This window comes from Burkholderia sp. BCC0397, from assembly GCF_902832865.1.
Taxonomy (GTDB): domain Bacteria; phylum Pseudomonadota; class Gammaproteobacteria; order Burkholderiales; family Burkholderiaceae; genus Burkholderia.
Genome location: NZ_CADFDL010000001.1, coordinates 245,118 through 262,352, shown reverse-complemented (window position 1 = coordinate 262,352; position 17,235 = coordinate 245,118). Strand labels below are relative to the sequence as shown.

At 66.5% G+C, this 17,235-nt stretch carries 16 protein-coding genes and 1 pseudogene; 6 read left to right on the top strand and 11 right to left on the bottom strand.

The window, feature by feature from the left end; translation table 11 throughout:
* Window positions 1-49 precede the first annotated feature (49 nt).
* Both HWX03_RS01245 and argG read left to right on the top strand, forming a co-directional pair.
* Window positions 50-1,120 carry an FUSC family protein gene (locus HWX03_RS01245; RefSeq protein WP_175819037.1) on the top strand — a complete coding sequence of 357 codons (1,071 nt, stop codon included), beginning with the start codon at window positions 50-52 and terminating at the stop codon, window positions 1,118-1,120.
* A 318-nt stretch (window positions 1,121-1,438) separates the two neighbouring features.
* Window positions 1,439-2,773, top strand: a complete 1,335-nt coding sequence (argG, locus tag HWX03_RS01240; RefSeq protein ID WP_175869967.1) for an argininosuccinate synthase — start codon at window positions 1,439-1,441, stop codon at window positions 2,771-2,773.
* Between the two features lie 68 nt (window positions 2,774-2,841).
* On the opposite strand, the gene HWX03_RS01235 is transcribed toward argG, so the two are convergent.
* Window positions 2,842-3,495, bottom strand: a complete 654-nt coding sequence (locus HWX03_RS01235) for an Imm5 family immunity protein (RefSeq protein WP_175869966.1) — start codon at window positions 3,493-3,495, stop codon at window positions 2,842-2,844.
* Window positions 3,496-3,715: 220 nt separating this feature from the next.
* On the opposite strand from HWX03_RS01235, the gene HWX03_RS01230 reads away from it, so the two are divergent.
* On the top strand, window positions 3,716-4,213 hold the full coding sequence (locus tag HWX03_RS01230) for a shikimate kinase (RefSeq protein WP_175869965.1): 498 nt from the start codon (window positions 3,716-3,718) through the stop codon (window positions 4,211-4,213).
* A 28-nt stretch (window positions 4,214-4,241) separates the two neighbouring features.
* Here HWX03_RS01230 and HWX03_RS01225 read toward each other — a convergent pair.
* From HWX03_RS01225 to HWX03_RS01210, 4 genes and pseudogenes are all read right to left on the bottom strand, one after another.
* Window positions 4,242-4,463: pseudogene (locus HWX03_RS01225) on the bottom strand (MFS transporter); the annotation flags it as partial.
* A 49-nt stretch (window positions 4,464-4,512) separates the two neighbouring features.
* Window positions 4,513-6,102 carry a glycoside hydrolase family 68 protein gene (locus HWX03_RS01220; protein WP_174434132.1) on the bottom strand — a complete coding sequence of 530 codons (1,590 nt, stop codon included), beginning with the start codon at window positions 6,100-6,102 and terminating at the stop codon, window positions 4,513-4,515.
* A 616-nt stretch (window positions 6,103-6,718) separates the two neighbouring features.
* On the bottom strand, window positions 6,719-8,029 hold the full coding sequence (locus HWX03_RS01215) for an MFS transporter (protein ID WP_175869964.1): 1,311 nt from the start codon (window positions 8,027-8,029) through the stop codon (window positions 6,719-6,721).
* A 169-nt stretch (window positions 8,030-8,198) separates the two neighbouring features.
* Complete coding sequence (locus tag HWX03_RS01210; protein ID WP_175869963.1) at window positions 8,199-9,281, bottom strand: tartrate dehydrogenase; 1,083 nt, start codon at window positions 9,279-9,281, stop codon at window positions 8,199-8,201.
* Window positions 9,282-9,388: 107 nt separating this feature from the next.
* On the opposite strand from HWX03_RS01210, the gene HWX03_RS01205 reads away from it, so the two are divergent.
* On the top strand, window positions 9,389-10,309 hold the full coding sequence (locus HWX03_RS01205) for a LysR substrate-binding domain-containing protein (RefSeq protein WP_175869962.1): 921 nt from the start codon (window positions 9,389-9,391) through the stop codon (window positions 10,307-10,309).
* 232 nt (window positions 10,310-10,541) lie between these two features.
* Here the strand turns inward: HWX03_RS01205 and HWX03_RS01200 are convergent, their stop codons facing one another.
* The 3 genes from HWX03_RS01200 to HWX03_RS01190 form a co-directional block, all read right to left on the bottom strand.
* Window positions 10,542-11,540 (bottom strand): LysR family transcriptional regulator, encoded by a 999-nt coding sequence (locus tag HWX03_RS01200; RefSeq protein WP_175869961.1) that lies wholly within the window; start codon window positions 11,538-11,540, stop codon window positions 10,542-10,544.
* Between the two features lie 101 nt (window positions 11,541-11,641).
* Window positions 11,642-12,061 (bottom strand): ATP--cob(I)alamin adenosyltransferase, encoded by a 420-nt coding sequence (locus tag HWX03_RS01195; protein ID WP_175869960.1) that lies wholly within the window; start codon window positions 12,059-12,061, stop codon window positions 11,642-11,644.
* A gap of 118 nt (window positions 12,062-12,179) precedes the next feature.
* Entirely contained in the window at window positions 12,180-12,980 is an 801-nt protein-coding gene (locus HWX03_RS01190) for a helix-turn-helix transcriptional regulator (protein WP_174434140.1), read from the bottom strand.
* Between the two features lie 169 nt (window positions 12,981-13,149).
* On the opposite strand from HWX03_RS01190, the gene HWX03_RS01185 reads away from it, so the two are divergent.
* Together HWX03_RS01185 and HWX03_RS01180 are read left to right on the top strand one after the other, a co-directional pair.
* Window positions 13,150-13,776 carry a LysE family translocator gene (locus tag HWX03_RS01185; RefSeq protein WP_175869959.1) on the top strand — a complete coding sequence of 209 codons (627 nt, stop codon included), beginning with the start codon at window positions 13,150-13,152 and terminating at the stop codon, window positions 13,774-13,776.
* Between the two features lie 13 nt (window positions 13,777-13,789).
* Window positions 13,790-14,542, top strand: coding sequence for a class I SAM-dependent methyltransferase (locus tag HWX03_RS01180; RefSeq protein ID WP_175869958.1), 753 nt, complete (start codon window positions 13,790-13,792; stop codon window positions 14,540-14,542).
* Window positions 14,543-14,562: 20 nt separating this feature from the next.
* On the opposite strand, the gene HWX03_RS01175 is transcribed toward HWX03_RS01180, so the two are convergent.
* The 3 genes from HWX03_RS01175 to HWX03_RS01165 form a co-directional block, all read right to left on the bottom strand.
* Window positions 14,563-15,252: a DUF2848 domain-containing protein gene (locus HWX03_RS01175; protein WP_175869957.1), complete on the bottom strand. Its 690-nt coding sequence runs from the start codon at window positions 15,250-15,252 to the stop codon at window positions 14,563-14,565.
* Between the two features lie 65 nt (window positions 15,253-15,317).
* Window positions 15,318-15,704, bottom strand: a complete 387-nt coding sequence (locus HWX03_RS01170; protein ID WP_089453518.1) for a cupin — start codon at window positions 15,702-15,704, stop codon at window positions 15,318-15,320.
* Between the two features lie 49 nt (window positions 15,705-15,753).
* A complete protein-coding gene (locus tag HWX03_RS01165; protein WP_175869956.1) occupies window positions 15,754-17,232 on the bottom strand; it encodes a 4-hydroxyphenylacetate 3-hydroxylase N-terminal domain-containing protein in 1,479 nt (492 codons plus the stop codon).
* Between the last annotated feature and the right edge of the window lie 3 nt (window positions 17,233-17,235).

Sequence of the window (17,235 nt, the reverse complement as noted above, 5' to 3'; positions counted from 1 at the left end):
CCGGCCCGCGCGGGCCGCCGTGCGCGTTCCGGCCACCCTCAGCTCCGCCATGACCGCCTCGCTCCCGACCCGACTGCCGCCGCTCGTGCGCCACGCGCTTCGCCCGCTGCTCGACCCGTACCGCCGCTACCGGCACGCGAAGCTGATCCACGCGGCGCGCGTCGCGCTCGCGATTCTCGTGTCGATCGCGCTGTCCACGGGGCTGAACGTGCCGCATGGCGAATGGTCGACGATCACCGTGCTGATCGTCGTCGGCGGGTTGCAGCACCACGGCAACATCCGCAAGAAGGCGGCCGAGCGCGCGCTCGGCACGTCGATCGGCGCACTGGCTGGGCTCGGACTGATCCTCCTCTACTCGTTCCTGAACGCGCCGTTCGCGATCTACCTGCTGATGGCCGTCGGGTGCGGCGTCTGCGCGTATCACGCGATCGGCAAGGCCGGCTACATCGCGCTGCTGTCGGCGATCACGATGGTGATCGTCGCCGGGCACGGCGACAACGAGATCGTCGACGGCCTGTGGCGCGCGGTGAACGTGCTGGTCGGCATCGCGATCGCGCTGGCGTTCTCGTTCGCGCTGCCGCTCTACGCGACCTATTCGTGGCGCTACAAGCTCGCCGACGCGCTGCGCGCGTGCGCGGCCGTGCATGCGCGGCTCGCGGGCGACCGTCAGGTCACCGACGACGCGCACCTGAAGGAAATGGCCGCGCTGAGCACGCTGCTCGTGCAGTTGCGCTCGCTGATGCCGTCGGTATCGAAGGAATGCGAGACGTCGATGACGCAGCTCGAGGCGATCCAGCGCAGCCTGCGCCTGTGCATCGGTTATCTGGAGATCCTGTCGAGTGCGCTGCCGGCCTCCGACGACGTGGCGGCCCGCGAATACATGCGCGTCGAGATGAAGGGCATGAACCGGCGCATCCGCGACACGCTGGTCGGCGCGAGCCGCGCGCTCAAGTTCGGCACGCCGAGCCGGCTCGCGCCGCGCCGCCGGCCGGCCGACCCGCCGCACGATGCACCGCCGCCGCAGTTGTCCGGCTACGTGTCGATCACGGCCAAGCTGGCCGGCGAAGTCGACCAGTTGCGCGAGCGGCTGCTCGATACCGCGCGGTCGTGGAATATCTGAGGTTCCGGTTTCGCGCGCCAGCCTTTCATATACCTTTCTGCGCGGCGAGGCGACACGCTGGCAACTGCGACCCGGGTTGATGGTCGATCCGGCCCCGGAAATCCGGCCGGCGCCCGCCTCGTCCGCGCGTGTTTCGGCGGAGATACAACGTCGTCCGGCACGGCGTTCTCCACCCGGTTAACCGCCCGTCAGGCCCGCCGCGACAGGCGCGACGACGGTTCCGCACCAAAATCAACCCTTGCCCCAACTTCCCGGACAGCCGATACTCGCATATTCCGCGAAATACGATCCCACCGGCTTCAATCCACGGTAATTCCTATGAGCACGATTCTCGAAAGCCTCCCGACCGGCCAGAAGGTCGGTATCGCCTTCTCCGGCGGCCTGGACACCAGCGCCGCGCTGCACTGGATGAAACTGAAGGGCGCCGTCCCGTACGCATACACGGCGAACCTCGGCCAGCCCGACGAAGACGATTACGACGCGATCCCGAAACGCGCGATCGAATACGGCGCAGCCGGCGCCCGCCTGATCGACTGCCGCGCGCAGCTCGTCGCCGAAGGCATCGCGGCGCTGCAAAGCGGCGCGTTCCACATCACGACCGCCGGCGTCACGTACTTCAACACGACGCCGATCGGCCGCGCCGTGACGGGCACGATGCTCGTCGCCGCGATGAAGGAAGACGGCGTCAACATCTGGGGCGACGGCAGCACGTACAAGGGCAACGACATCGAGCGCTTCTACCGCTACGGCCTGCTTGTGAACCCGGATCTGAAGATCTACAAGCCGTGGCTCGACCAGACGTTCATCGACGAGCTCGGCGGCCGCGCCGAAATGTCCGAATTCATGAACCAGGCCGGTTTCGCCTACAAGATGTCGGCCGAGAAGGCGTATTCGACCGACTCCAACCTGCTCGGCGCGACGCACGAGGCGAAGGATCTGGAAAGCCTCGAAAGCGGCATCAAGATCGTGAACCCGATCATGGGCGTCGCGTTCTGGCGCGACGACGTGAAGATCGCCGCCGAAGAAGTGACGGTGCGCTTCGAAGCCGGCCAGCCGGTCGCGCTGAACGGCGTCGAGTTCAAGGATCGGGTCGAGCTGCTGCTGGAAGCGAACCGCATCGGCGGCCGCCACGGCCTCGGCATGAGCGACCAGATCGAGAACCGCATCATCGAGGCGAAGAGCCGCGGCATCTACGAAGCCCCGGGCCTCGCGCTGCTGTACATCGCGTACGAGCGTCTCGTCACCGGCATCCACAACGAAGACACGATCGAGCAGTACCGCGAGAACGGTCGCCGCCTCGGCCGCCTGCTGTACCAGGGCCGCTGGTTCGACCCGCAGGCGATCATGCTGCGCGAAACCGCGCAACGCTGGGTCGCCCGCGCGATCACCGGCGAAGTGAAGATCGAACTGCGCCGCGGCAACGACTACTCGATCCTGAGCACGAAGTCGCCGAACCTCACGTATCAGCCGGAACGCCTGTCGATGGAGAAGGTGGCGTCGACGTTCTCGCCGCGCGACCGGATCGGCCAGCTGACGATGCGCAACCTCGACATCACCGATACGCGCGACAAGCTGCGCGTGTATTCGCAAGTCGGGCTGCTGACGCCGGGTGAGACGTCGGCTCTGCCGCAGATCAAGGGCGACGACAAGTAAATCGCTTGACTCCGCTCGCGGGCCTGTCGATTTCCGACACGCCCGTGAGCGGCCGACTTGATCACCGGTCAGGTGCTATGCGCCGGGTTCGCCTGCACCCGTTTGACCAGCAACGGCGCGAGAACATCCCACGCCCGAGGCACCGCGCTCTCCAGATACCATCGCCAATACAATCGGCGACTTGCGTCACCTCCCTTCTCCTCCCACACTGCACTGCCCGAAAACGCCAGCGCCCCGTAATAGCCAGCATCCCAATCGTCCGGACGCACGCTTTTTTCGTTTTCGCCGACCACATCGAAATTCGTGTCGTACAAGATCGTATTGATCGCCGCGAAAACGGTCATGCCGGCATAAACCGGGACAAACGCCGCTTCGCCATGTCCAAACAGATCGATGACCCGGGTGTGGTACGCGGCGTTGTCTCTTTCCAGACAGACCAGGTCATATTTTCCGGCCAGCGCGTCAGCGCCATTCGCCAAAATGGTCCGTGCTGCCGTCAGCACGCTCGCGTACGGATTCAGCCGATCGATCGCCTCTTCGGCACACAGCATCGCCAGCCGCGCGCGGCGCAAGTATCCGGCATCGGCATGCTCAGCAGACGACAACGCCCCGATCAACCGAAGTAACTCCCTTCGCGCAGCAGCCGAAAGCTCCCCGTCAGACGTAATTGCCGACAGTGACGCTGACAACGCATCTTCTAACGCTTGCGGAATATTCGTCATCTACGCAGATTCACAATAAGGACAATACGGCGCACTTCACTTTCGGCACACCCGCTTTGAACGACACCCGTACGAATTCCCACACCCGGACCACCCAGTGCGACACGCATCTTACTGACCAAACGCGCGCTGATCCATCGCCATAACCGGCGCCGTTCGGCACTGCACCGCCGCGCCAGTCGTGGCAAGCTGCGAATCGTCCGATTTTCTGCCTTGACTCATGACCACCCTGACCGTCATCCACCTGAACGGCCCGATCAACAGCGGCAAGACGACGATCGGCCTCGCGCTCGCACGCGTGCTGCCCGACGCGCGCTTCATCGACGGCGACGATCACGATGCGCCCGAAGACGCGCCGTTCGACGTGCAATGGGCGATCGCGCTCGAACGCCTCGTCACGCAGATCACGAACGCACGCGAACGCCATCTGGTCATCGCCTATCCGATCGGCGAAGCGGAATTCGAACGGCTGCGCGCGGCCTGCGATGCGCGTGATGCGCGGCTGTTCGTCGTCACGCTCGCGCCGCCCGAGGCGATCGCGGCGTCGGATCGCGGCTCGCGCGTGTTGACGGAATGGGAACGGCAGCGTATCGCCGAGATGTATCGGGAAGGGTATGCGGCGCGGGCGTTCAGCGAGATGGTGCTGGATACGTCCGATGCGACGCCCGACGCATGTGCGACGCGCATCGCGCAGCAGATCGCGGCGACGGCCTCGTAGCGGCGGCGTCTGCACGCGCCGCCCGCGCTTACGAGTGATGCTCCACGCCCGACACGACCTGCTCCCGTGCCCCCTTCCGGCTCAGTATCAGCGTGACGACCGCCGACACCACGAGCGTGCCGGCCACCACATACAGCCCCGCCGCATACCCGCCCGTCACATGCTTCAGCCAGCCGATCGCGAACGGCCCGACGAACCCGCCGAGGTTGCCGATCGAGTTGATCATCGCGATCCCCGCGGCCGCGCCGGCGCGGGCATGCCGATCACCGAATGATCCGCCTGTTAAAACTCCGGATTGCTTATGGTTTGTTGCCCCCTCCATTGTTCGCGCCGCCCTGGCCGAGAGCCGGCTGGTCGGCTGAGATATCGCCGTAGCCGCCCAGGCCGGATGTGCCATAGGTCGGGTCGACTGCCGAGGTTGTGAGGCCAATGTTGATCTTCACGGTCGGCGCCAGCGAGCCGCCACGACGTGGGCCGATTGCGTCGATGAAGGACTCGACCAGGCCGCCGGGCATTACATAGTGCGAATACGACTGGAATGTCCGCGGATTCTGGTTCGGGTCCAGCGCATACGGAAAGCCGACAGGCTGGGTGAGGTCGGTCGGGTTGCCGAGCACCAGGCCGCTGCCCTTGTTCATCGGTAGGAAATCGCTGCGGATCCCGTTGCCGACGAAACCCATCACGCCATCCGGCCCGTCGACACCAGTCGCATAGGTCGAACGGTGGGTGATCGTGAACAGGTAGTACTTGCCGTTGCTCAGATAGATCTGCGGCCGCTCGGTCTGGTCGTCCACGCAGTTCGCGGAAAGAATCGGCGGGAGAAACTTCCAAGTAGTGAGCTGAGGATTCGTCGCGATCGCGAGGCCGACGTTTGCTTTCTGCAGTACCGCACTGGAAGCATTCACCGCTGCCACGGTCTCGGCGAACGGGTCGCCGGATACATAGCCGAGGTCGTCGGCAGTGCACGTGGGCGCCCCACGCGGGCCGGCGGTGTTGCCCTCGAACACCATGTACGTGTTGCCCGGATGCGCCGGGTCGAGAAACACGTACGGGTCGCGGAAGTTGTAGAAATTATTTTGTGCGCCATTCTGATACAGGACGCCGTCGGGTTGCAGCAGCGCCTGGTGGTCGTTGAAGCCGTCGAACCACACATGCGTGGCGTCCGCGTGAATATGGCCGTCCGCGCGCGTAATGATCGCGACTGGCGGGGTGATGTCCGGGCCGTTCGGGGACGTTTTGTTGAACGCCAGCGCCGTGTAGTAGAGACTCACGTTGACGCCGTTGGTGAGCCGGGCCGAGCCGGACCATTCAGCGTTTTGCGTGATCGGTACGGTGGGGCCGAAGACCCTGATGCTCGAGCCATCCGGGAACAGATGGCCGCCGAATATCCATCCGCCGTTCGCAGGCCGCTGCGACGCGGGAATGCCCGTCTTGCGATAGAAGAATCCGATGCGCGCATGCACGTGCCGGTCATCGAACGAATAACCGCCGTGGCGGTCGGCGGTCAGCGCGAAAATCACGTCCCAGCCCTTGTAGCTGAGCTGCACCGCATGCAGGTCCGCAAGCGGCCAGGTATCCCATACCCAGAAGTTGGCGTTGGTGTCAGGGAAGTTCGCGGGGATGTTCGGCATGGTGAGGGCCGGGGGCAGCGAGTTCCCGCCGACTACGGTGGGAAGAGAGATGGCCTTGATCTGCCGGGCATCCGCCCGTGTCCATCGGGAGGTAAAGCTGGCGGCCGGATCGAAGGCCTGTTGAGAATGCGGTGTCGGTGCGGGGAATTGCGCCTGAGCGGGTGCTGCGACGATGGCGAGGAATGCGGTGGCAACTGCGTTGGCAAGTCGATGTGAGTCAGCTATTCGGGTTCGTGGAGAGCAGCGATGTAACATCATTAGTCTCCCAGGTGATGATCTGACGATTGGTCACGCACCGCAATTCTCGCGACGCGCGGCTTCCAGTCAAGAACGCGCATGTGACGGTGTCAAGCGATTGATTGTGTCAGTCCGATGCCCGATCGGGTCAGCCCGTTGCCAGTCTCCATGGAACTACACGCATAATTCAAAATCACGAGTCACTCGTCGCGTTACTGTCAATCCCGTATGCCTCGACGCTCGCGATGCACTGCCTCATCGAGGGCATCGAGCGGTGGATAGCCCGGCACGACCGTACCTTAGGGAAACACTAATTTACCCGGCACGGTGGTCAACGGATTTTGAGCGCCCGCCTCGACTACGAGCTGTTCACGTATTGATGGACGGAGCGTCGGGCGGATCGCCGAGATGTATCGGGAAAGGTATGTATCGCGAGCGTTCAGCAATCGTTTCGTCGCTATGTCGAAAACGATGGCAAACGCATGTGCATGGGACATCGCGAAGGTATTGCCGCGACGAATGCATGGCGGCACTGGAACGGGCGAAGTGCCGCTGGCAGTCGGACCGGACCATGCCGACCCGATTGCGTTGGAAGTGCCAGCACTCGCGCGCGTCTGTCGGAACGAGAGCCGCATCGTCAATGATGCTGCCCCACGCCCGACACGACCGGCTCCCGCGCCCCCTTGCGACTCAGCATCAGCGTGACGACCGCCGACACCGCGAGCGTGCCCGCCACCACATAGAGCCCCGCCGCATACCCGCCCGTCACATGCTTCAGCCAGCCGATCGCGAATGGTCCGACGAACCCGCCGAGATTGCCGATCGAGTTGATCATCGCGATGCCCGCCGCCGCGCCGGCCCCGGACAGAAACGCGCTCGGCATCGCCCACAGCGGCGCCTTCGCGGCACTGATGCCGATGTTGACGACGACCAGCGCGAGCACGGTCAGCAGCGCCGTGCTCGCCTGCCCCGCGAACACGAAACCGATGCACGCGAGCACGCACGGAATCACGACGTGCCACGTGCGCTCGCCGGTGCGATCCGAATGCCGCGCCCACACGATCATCGCGACCACGGCGGCAATACTCGGGATGCCGGTCAGCAAGCCCGTCTGCAACGCGGTGAAGCCGAACTGCTTGACCATCAACGGCGCCCACAGGCCGAGCGTGTACAGCCCCGCCGACGTGCCGAAGTAGATCAGCGCGAGCGCCAGCACGCGCGGATCGCGCAGCGCCTGCCACGCGCCGGCCGTGTGCCCGGCGTGCGTGTGGCGCGCATCCGCTTCCGCTTTCAGCTTCGCGATCAGCCAGTCGCGCTCGTCGGCGCGCAGCCACGCGGCCTGCGACGGCGCATCGGTCAGGCGCTTCAGCACGACGAAGCCGAGCACGACCGCCGGCAGCGCTTCGACGATATACAGCATCTGCCAGTCGGCCAGCCCGAACAGCGGCGGCATCTGCATGATCGCGCCCGACAGCGGCGAACCGATCGCGGTCGAGATCGGCGCGGCCGCCATGAACCACGCGGCGGCCACCGCGCGCTGCTTCACGGGAAACCACAGGCTCAGGTACAGGATGATGCCGGGGAAGAAACCCGCTTCGGCCATGCCGAGCAGGAAGCGCAGCACGTAGAAGCTGGTCGGCCCGGCCGCGAACGCGGACACGGCCGACACGATCCCCCACGTGATCATCACCCGCGCGATCCAGATGCGCGCGCCGACGCGGTGGAGAATCAGGTTGCTTGGCACTTCGAATAGAAAATAGCCGATGAAGAACAGGCCGCCGCCGAACCCGAACGCGGTCGGCGACAAGCCGATCGCCTTGTTCATCGTCATCGCGGCGAAGCCGACGTTGACGCGATCGAGAAAGCTGACGAAGTAAAGCAGCATCACGAACGGAATGATGCGCCACATCAGTTTCCGCGCGACGCGGGTTTCCAGATCCGCTTGCATGTGTCTCCTCCTTCGAGGTCGGGCCGTGCGCCGTCGGTCGGTGGACCTTAAGCGCCGGCCGGCGCCCGGCTCGCGTCGCATGCGCGAGTCGCGGGCAGAAAATGCCTGAGTGAAGCGAACGGGCGGTGCCCGGCTGCGCACGCGCGCGGCCGTCACCGCCTCGCCGCCGTCAGGCCGCGACCGCCGCGTTCGCGACGCGCTCGCAGACGGCCGCCGTCACCTGCGCGGTCGTCGCGCTGCCGCCGAGGTCGCGCGTATGCAGCGACGGGTCGGCCGTCACGGCCTCGATCGCCTGCATCACGCGCATGGCGGCATCCGTCTCGCCGAGATGCTCGAGCAGCATCACGACCGACCAGAACGTGCCGACCGGATTCGCGAGCCCCTTGCCCATGATGTCGAACGCGGAACCGTGGATCGGCTCGAACATCGACGGATAGCGGCGCTCGGGATCGATGTTGCCGGTCGGCGCGATGCCGAGGCTGCCGGCGAGCGCGGCGGCGAGATCGCTGAGGATGTCCGCGTGCAGGTTGGTCGCGACGATCGTGTCGAGCGACGCCGGGCGGTTGACCATGCGCGCGGTCGCCGCATCGACGAGTTCCTTGTCCCATGTGACGTCGGGGAATTCCTGCGCGACCTGCTTCGCGATCTCGTCCCACATCACCATCGCGTGCCGCTGCGCGTTGCTCTTCGTGATCACGGTCAGCAGCTTGCGCGGTCGCGACTGCGCGAGCCGGAACGCGAAGCGCATGATGCGTTCGACGCCGGCGCGCGTGAGGATCGACACGTCGGTCGCGGCCTCGATCGGATGGCCCTGGTGCACGCGGCCGCCGACGCCCGCGTATTCGCCTTCCGAGTTCTCGCGGACGATCACCCAGTTCAGGTCGTCCGGCCCGCAGCGTTTCAGCGGCGCGTCGATGCCGGGCAGGATGCGCGTCGGGCGCACGTTCGCGTACTGGTCGAAGCCCTGGCAGATCTTCAGGCGCAGGCCCCACAGCGTCACGTGGTCGGGCACGTCGGGGTCGCCCGCCGAGCCGAACAGGATCGCGTCCTTGCCGCGCAGCGCGTCGAGGCCGTCGGCCGGCATCATCGCGCCGTGCCGGCGGTAGTAATCGGCGCCCCAGTCGAAATCCTCGAACGCGAACGCAAAGCGGTCGCTGCCGCGGGCCAGCGCTTCCAGCACCTGCTTGGCCGCAGGCACCACTTCCTTGCCGATGCCGTCGCCGGGAATCGTTGCGATACGGTAGGTCTTCATGCGGACATCCTCGATTGATCTGAGCGTGAACGCACTTTACCGAACCGGCAGTACGGAAACCGGGGCTATACTCAAAGCATCTTTAACTTTAATTCATGAATCCCGTCATGGCGGATACCGTCCAGCCGGCCGATCTCGGCTTCTTCTCGACGCTGGCCGCGTCGGGCAGCCTGAGCGCGGCCGCGCGCGAACTCGGGCTGACCGCGGCGGCCGTCAGCAAGCGGCTCACGCAGATGGAGCGGCGCGCGGGCGTGACGCTCGTCAACCGCACGACGCGGCGGATGATGCTGACGCCCGAAGGCGACGTCTATCTCGACTACGCGCGGCGGATCCTCGACCAGATGGACGAACTCGGCGAACTGCTCGGCAGCGCGAAGCAGCGGCCGAAAGGCCTGTTGCGCGTGAATGCGACGCTCGGGTTCGGGCGCAGCCACGTCGGCCCGGCGATCTCGCGCTTCGTCGCACGCTATCCGGAGGTGTCGGTGCAGTTGCAGCTATCGGTGATGCCGCCGCCGCTCACGGACGACGCGTTCGACGTGTGCGTTCGCTTCGGCGAACCGCCCGACACGCGCGTCGTCGCGCGGCGGCTTGCCCCGAACCGCCGGCTGCTGTGCGCGGCGCCCGCGTATCTCGCGCGGCACGGGACGCCCGGCACGCCGCACGACCTGACGCGGCACAACTGCATCGGCATCCGGCAAGGCGACGAAGGTTACGGCGTGTGGCGCCTGACGAGCGGGCGCGGCGCGGCCCGCCACACGGAAGCCGTGCGGATCAACGGCAACCTGACGACGAACGACGGCGAGATCGCGGTGAAGTGGGCGCTCGACGGGCACGGGATCCTGATGCGCGCGGAATGGGATCTGCGCGACTATCTCGCCGACGGGCGGCTGGTCGTCGTGCTGCCCGACCATGAAACGCCGAGCGCCGACATCTACGCGGTGTATGCGCAGCGTCACCAGATGTCCACGCGGATTCGCGCGTTCGTCGATTTCCTGGCGGAAGAATTGGGGCGGTTTAACGCGGTGTAAGGCAGCGCTCCACGCTCCGTGTGGGTCGGGTGTCGGTGCGCACTGGTGCGGGCATGCGCACGCCTTCGCCCGTCCGTATGCGGCTGCACTGCTGGCCCCGCCGCATACGAGGAAAATATTTTGGCGAATTTCGCATCACATAGCCAAAATATTTACATCGTTCGATACGGATCGGATGGCCAGCGCGTTCCGCCTCGCAACCGCTTGAGGACGTTCCGTCCGCATACCCCCGTCAGGCCGCCGCTACCAACCCGTTGTAGCGATCGCAGATAGCGACTGCGCCAAGCGCCGGCCGCCACCCCACTGCCCCCGCCGCCGCCAGCCCTGTCTGCTCGTGCCCGGCCTGCACGAAACGCTCGGCGATCCAGTCGACGAACGCGCGCACCCCCGGCGACACGTGCGGTCGCTTCACGTAGACGGCCGACACGGCCAGCGCATCGGGTTGCCAGCGCGGCAGCACTTCCCGCAACCGCCCCGCGTCGATCAGCGGCTGCGCGGCGACGCACGTCGGCTGGATCAGCCCTAGGCCGTGCACGCCGCAGGCGAGATACGCCTGCTCGTCGTCCACGCTGACGATGCCGTCGAGCCGTACCTTGCGCACCGCGTCGTCCACCACGAACTCGAGCTCGGCCGGACGCTGGCCGAACACGTGCGACCCGCCTACCGCGCGATGCGCGCCCAGATCGTCGGGCGTGCGCGGCACGCCGAAGCGGTCGAGATACGCGGGGCTCGCGCACGTCACGCGCTCGAGCGAGCCGAGCCGGCGCGCGACGAGCGACGAATCGGGCAGCGCACCGAGTCGGACGCTGCAGTCGATCGCGTCGCCGATGCGATCGCCCGCGCGCCCGGCCACGGCGAGCATCAGGTCGAGATCGGGATGCCGTGCATGAAACCCGCCGAGCGCCGGCAACACGATCGCCGCCACCGACGCCGGCAATTCGACGCGCAGCGGCCCGCTCGGATGCAGCGCGGCGCCGCGGATGCTCGCCTCGAGTTCGTCGACGTCCGCGGTGATGCTGACGCAGCGCCGGTAATACGCGTCGCCTTCGGGCGTCGCCCGCAACGCGCGCGTCGTGCGCACCAGCAGCGGCATGCCGAGCGCCGCTTCGAGCTCCTGCACGGTGCGCGTCGCGGTGGCGCGCGAAATGCCGAGCGCCTGCGCCGCGCGCGTAAAGCTGTTCATTTCGACGATGCGCGTGAAGATGCGCATCGCGCGGATCGGATTGTCCACGGGACACCTCTGCGTGGTTGCGATATGCCGCAGCGCGCGTTCGCGCACCGTGCGTGCGTGTCGATGTCGACGCAAGCCGCGCGACCTGCGTGGCCGCGGGGTCAGGCGTTCGCCGCCGCGACGCCGGGCGCCGGTTCGGCGAGCAGCCGTTGCGCGAGCGCCAGCGCGTCGTCGCGGCTCGCCGCCGCGTTCAGCGGATAACCCCAGACCTTCTCGAAGGCGCTCGAAAAGGCATTGAGCGCCACGCGCCGCGCCGCACTGGGCTCGATCGCGATCATCCCGGGGATCCATTCGCGCGACAGCGCGCGGTTGGCCTTGCTCCACTTCGCGAGCTGCTTGCGCATCTCGTGATCGTTGTCGGCGCGATCGTCGCCGGACGGCGCATCGTCGGTCAGAAGAACGAAGCGTTCGCGGCGCGCCAGCAGCGCATCGAGTTCGGCAATCAGCCGGGCGGGATCGGTGTGGGTCGAGCCGCTGTAACGCAGCCAGACAAACGGGAATTCAGTCGTGACGATTTGCATGTCGGCCTCCAGATGAGAACGATTCTCATTTTATGGATCGGCCCCTCATGCGTCATTTCTCATCCCGGCCAACTGCTTTTTCAATCCGGCCAAACGTGCGCGGACGCAGTCCGGCCGTTCAGCGTTGCCGGTCGGTCAGGAATTGCGTCGGCGGCTTGCCGGTCGCCTTGCGGAACATTGTGACGAAGCTGCTCGCGCTCTCGTAGCCGAGATCGATCGCGATCTGGTGCACGCGGCGGCCGGTCGTCAGCATCCGCAGCGACAGCGCGACGTGCAGCCGCCGGCGCCAGTCGCCGAGGCTCATCCCGAGTTCCTTCGTCGCGAGGCGCGTGAGGCTGCGCTCGCTGATACCCGCGCGCCGCGCGAGTTCGGGCAGCGACGACTTGTCGGCCGGATCGTCGAGCAGATGGTCGATCAGCTTGCGCAGCCGGCGGTCGGTCGGCATCGGCAGGTACAGATCCTCGACCGGCGCCGCGACGAGTTCGTCGAGCAGCGTCGCCACCAGCCGCCCTTGCGGCCCGTCGACGTCGTACAGGTTCGGGAAGCTGGCCGCCTTCAGCAGCAACTCGCGCAGCAGCGGCGACATGGCCAGCGTGCAGCAGCGCGTGGGCAGGTCGAGCGCCGCGTCGGGTTCGACCAGTACCGCGTAGAAGGTCGCGCCGGCCGAGCCGCGCGCCGCATGCGGGACATCGCCCGGAATCCAGACCGTGCATTGCGGCGGCGCGCTCCACACGCCGCCGTCGATCTCGCAATAGACGACGCCGCTCAGTGTGTAGAGCAGTTGCGCCTGGCGATGGCTGTGCCGCTCCAGCCGCCATTCGGGCTCGACGACCGAGCCGCCGAACACGACGAGCGGACGCGGCACGTGATAGACGTCGGCGTCCGCGGCGGGATCGGTGATCGGTGGAAGGTCGCGCATGGAACGACGGGCTGTGGAAAAGGACGGACGCCGGTGTCGCGCGTCCTGTCGTGCTTATACCAGAAAGGCGCCGGCGCAGCCGTGCCGTTCGGGAAGGCGTCTGCGGCCGCGCGCCGAACCGAATACAATGCGCCGATCCCCTGCCGCTGCGCCACCTGCCGGAGCCGCCATGTTCGACCTGACCACCCTGACCACCTTCACGGCCGTCGTTCTGGGCCTGTTCCTGATTCCCGGCCCCGCCGTGCTGCTCGTGCTGAGCCGCACCGTGCAGGGCGGGCGCAAGACCGGCATCCTGACCGGCCTCGGCGTCGCGAGCGGCGACTTCGTGCATACGCTGTTCGCGGCCGTCGGGCTGTCCGCGCTGCTGATGACGTCAGCGCTCGCGTTCAACGTCGTGAAGCTGGCCGGCGCCGCGTACCTGATCTATCTCGGCGTGCGCGCGCTGCTGAAGAAAGCTGCCGACCCGTCGCTGCCGCAGGTGTCGCCCGTCACGCCGCTCAACGCATACCTGCAGGCGATTCCCGCCGAAGTGCTGAATCCGAAAACCGCGCTGTTCTTTCTCGCGTTCATGCCGCAGTTCGTGCATCCGGAACGCGGCTCGACGTTCGTGCAGTTCGCAGTGCTCGGGCTGATCTTCGTCGTGCTCAGTTCGCTCTACACGACGCTGCTCGCGTGCTCGATCCGCCCGCTCGGCCGCATCGTGAAGCGGCTCACGTGGCTCACGCGCTGGCAGGGCAAGATCATCGGCTCGATCTTCATCGCGCTCGGGTTGCGCGTGGCCGTGCAGCAGCGCTGATGCGCGCGACCGCATGACACACGCCGGTGCGGACCTGCTCTACACCGACCCGCGCCTCGTCGCGGTGTACGACTTGTTCAACGCCGGCGATCGGGACTTCGCGTTCTACGCCGCCGCGATCGGCGCCGGACGGCAACGCACTCTCGATCTCGGCTGCGGCACCGGCACGTTCGCACGACGGCTCGCGGCGGCCGGGCATGACGTCGTCGCGATCGATCCCGCACCGGCGATGATCGATTACGCGCGACGCCAGCGGGGCGCCGACGCCGTGCGCTGGTTCGCCGGCGCGCTCGACGGCCTGCCGCCCGGCGCGCCGTTCGATGCGGTCGTGATGACCGGGCACGCGTTCCAGTGCCTGCTGACCGACGACGACATCGACGCGACGCTGCGCGGCGTGCGACGCGTGCTCGCCGACGGCGGCCGCTTCCTGTTCGACACCCGTAACCCGCGCACCGAACCATGGCGAGCATGGACGCCCGCGCAATCGGCACGCCGCGTCGAATCGCACGAACTCGGCATCGTCGATCTCCATCACGCGGTGCGTGCGATCGACGGCGCGATCGTGACGTTCGACACGCACTACCGCTTCCGTCGCGACGATACGGTGCTGACGAATACGAGCCGGCTGCGTTTCATCGCGCACCCCGAATTGCAGGCGCGCGTGACGACAGCCGGTTTTGCGTCGGCCGACTGGTGCGGCGACTGGGAGCATGCACCGTTCGACGAGGCGAGCAGCGCGGAGATCATCGCGATCTGCCGCGCCTGAGTGCGCACGCGTCGATGGCGTCAGCCGGCGACGGGCAGCGTGTCCACCGCATACGCATGCCGGATCGTGCGGCCCAGCACCGGGTCTTCCAGCTCAACCTCGAACCGCTCGGCCGGCCGGATGCCGCCGATCGCCGCGAGCGTGCCGCACAGCATCGCGGTGCCGTCCTCGAAGCGGCCGTCATGGCGCGCGAACTGCGCGAGCAGATCGTCCGGCGTACGCATCGCGGTCACGTTGCCTTCCTGATACAGCACGCGCTCGCCGTCGATGGTCGCGTACGCGCGCAACACCAGTCGATCCCAGTGACCGGCCACGTCGTCGAGCTTCCACAGCGTGTTCGCGCACGGCTTGCCGCACATCTGCTTCGACACGGTGATGCCGTACGTCTCGACCTCGCGGTCGGTGTGATCGGACGCGATGCCGACGAAGGTCTCGCCGCCGTCGCGCACCAGCACGAATTCCGCTTCGCCGCTGCTCTGCCCGCCCGAGACCTGGATCGCCGGCGACGGGTCGAGGCGATCGGCCGCGACGCGGTAGAACACCGGCGTGGTCGCCGGGCGCTTCACGCCGAGTGCTTCCAGCTCGCGGATATGCTTTTCCATGGCGACCGTATCGCGGCCGGTCCAGCCCGCGATCACGAGCGTGTCGATCGCGATCGCGCGCTCGGTGCGGCCGTCGCGACCGTCGATCGCGAACGTGATGGTTTTCATCGAATGCTCCTCGTCGCGGGCCGCGCGATGCCACGGGCCCGCTGTCTGTCATTGACCGGCCGAATTCACGCCGGATCGTAATAGTGGATTTCCAGCAGCACGCAGCCGCCGTTCGACTTGAACGGACCGTGCCACGCGCCGGGCGGACGCACCGCGTACGTGTAGCCGTTGAACGGCGTGCCGCCGTTGCCGTGCTCGTCGTTGCCGACGGTCAGGTCGCCTTCGACCAGAAACACCTCTTCCCAGTAGTCGTGCACGAACGGCTTCTTCGTGTGCAGCCCGGCCGGCAGGCGCAGCAGGCGTGTGCGGCTGCCGCGCTTGCGCTCGGTGTCGAGCGCGCCGGACAGGATCAGCTCCTGCGCGCCGGACGCCGGGTCATAGCCCTCCGGCAGCCGCCAGTCGCGCTGCATGTCCAGCGTGTGGAATTCGTCGTGAAGCTTGTTGATGGCCATCTGTCTCTCCTGATTGCGATAGCGGGTAAGCGGGTTTCGATGCGGCCCGTCAGGCGGCGCGCGGCGTCGACAGTTCCTGGTTCAGTGAATAGCTGCCGAGCATCGATTCGACCAGGTGCGACGCGCGCTGCCAGTCGTACGTGCGATACGCATGGCCCTTCGTGACGAACGACGCGCCGGCATAGAACAGTTCGTACTGGTTGTGGCGCGACGCGAATTCGGAGCCGACCGCGTCCCACGCGAGCTTGAAGAACTTCACGCGATCCTCGGACGAGCACACCGGCGACTTCTGCGTCTTCTCGATGATGCGCAGCAGGTCGGGGTTCTCAAAATCGCGCACGCTGGACGGCAGCATGATCATGCCGCCGCCGGCGAGCTCGCGCAGCGTGTTGAGCACCTTCGAATAGAGCTGCTGCGTGACGACCTGCGAGCCGTACAGCATGTTGCGGTCGGGCACGTAGAAGCCGTTGACGACCGTGCCCTTCGCTTCCATCCCGTAGACCCACGCCTCAACCATCGACGCTTCGGCCGCGAGCTGGCCCAGCGTCTCGCGCACCTGCGGGAACGCGTTCGTGCCGTTGACCTCGGAGATCTTCAAGCCGAGTCCGACGAGAAAGCGCAGCTTCGTCATCAGGCGCACCTGGCATTGATAGTTCTGGTACACGTGGGCGGGCGTCGCATGGAACTGCTTCGCGCACATCGCGGTATTGCCGACGACGAAGATCCGCTCCCACGGCACCTTCACGTCGTCGAAATACAGCACCGCGTCGTTCTCGTCGAAGCGGCTCGACAGCGGGTTGTCGAACACCGACGTCGCGTGCTCCTCGTACGACTTGCGCGACATGATCTTCATGCCCTTCGCGTTCATTGGCACCGCGAACGACAGCGCGTACATCTCGTCGCCTTCGCGCAGCGGCTGGATGCAACTGCAGAACACTTCGTTCGCCATGATCCCGCTGGTCGCGAGCATCTTCGCCCCGCGCACCGTGATGCCTTCGGCATCCTGATCGACGATGCCGACCGCGAGGTACTTGTCCTCCTGCTCGTGCGCCGTCTTCGACTGGTTCGCCTGCGGATTCACGATCACGTAGGTCAGGAACAGGTCGCTGTCGCGTGCATAACGGTAGTAGTCGCGCAGCGCGCCGGCGCGCGCCGGGTCGTATTGTTCGAACACGTCGGCGCCCATATACATGCCGGAGAGGCACGACGCGACGTGGTCGGGCGAGCGGCCCATGAAGCCGTAATGCAGCTCCGACCACGCTTCCAGCGCGGCACGGCGCTCGACGAGTTCGTCATAGGACGTCGGCAGTTGCCAGATCCGGCTGACGCGATTACCCGAGTCGGGCGACACGAACGTCATCTTCTCGACGTTTTCGTCCCGTGCCTGATAGTCGTACAGGCTCGCGTAACTGCGGATCGAATTGCGGAATGCCGCGTGCGCGGTCACGTCGCCGACCGGCTGGCCGTTCAGGTAGACCTGCCGTCCGTCGCGCAGCGACGCGATGTGCTGAGTGCCGTTCTTGATCATAAT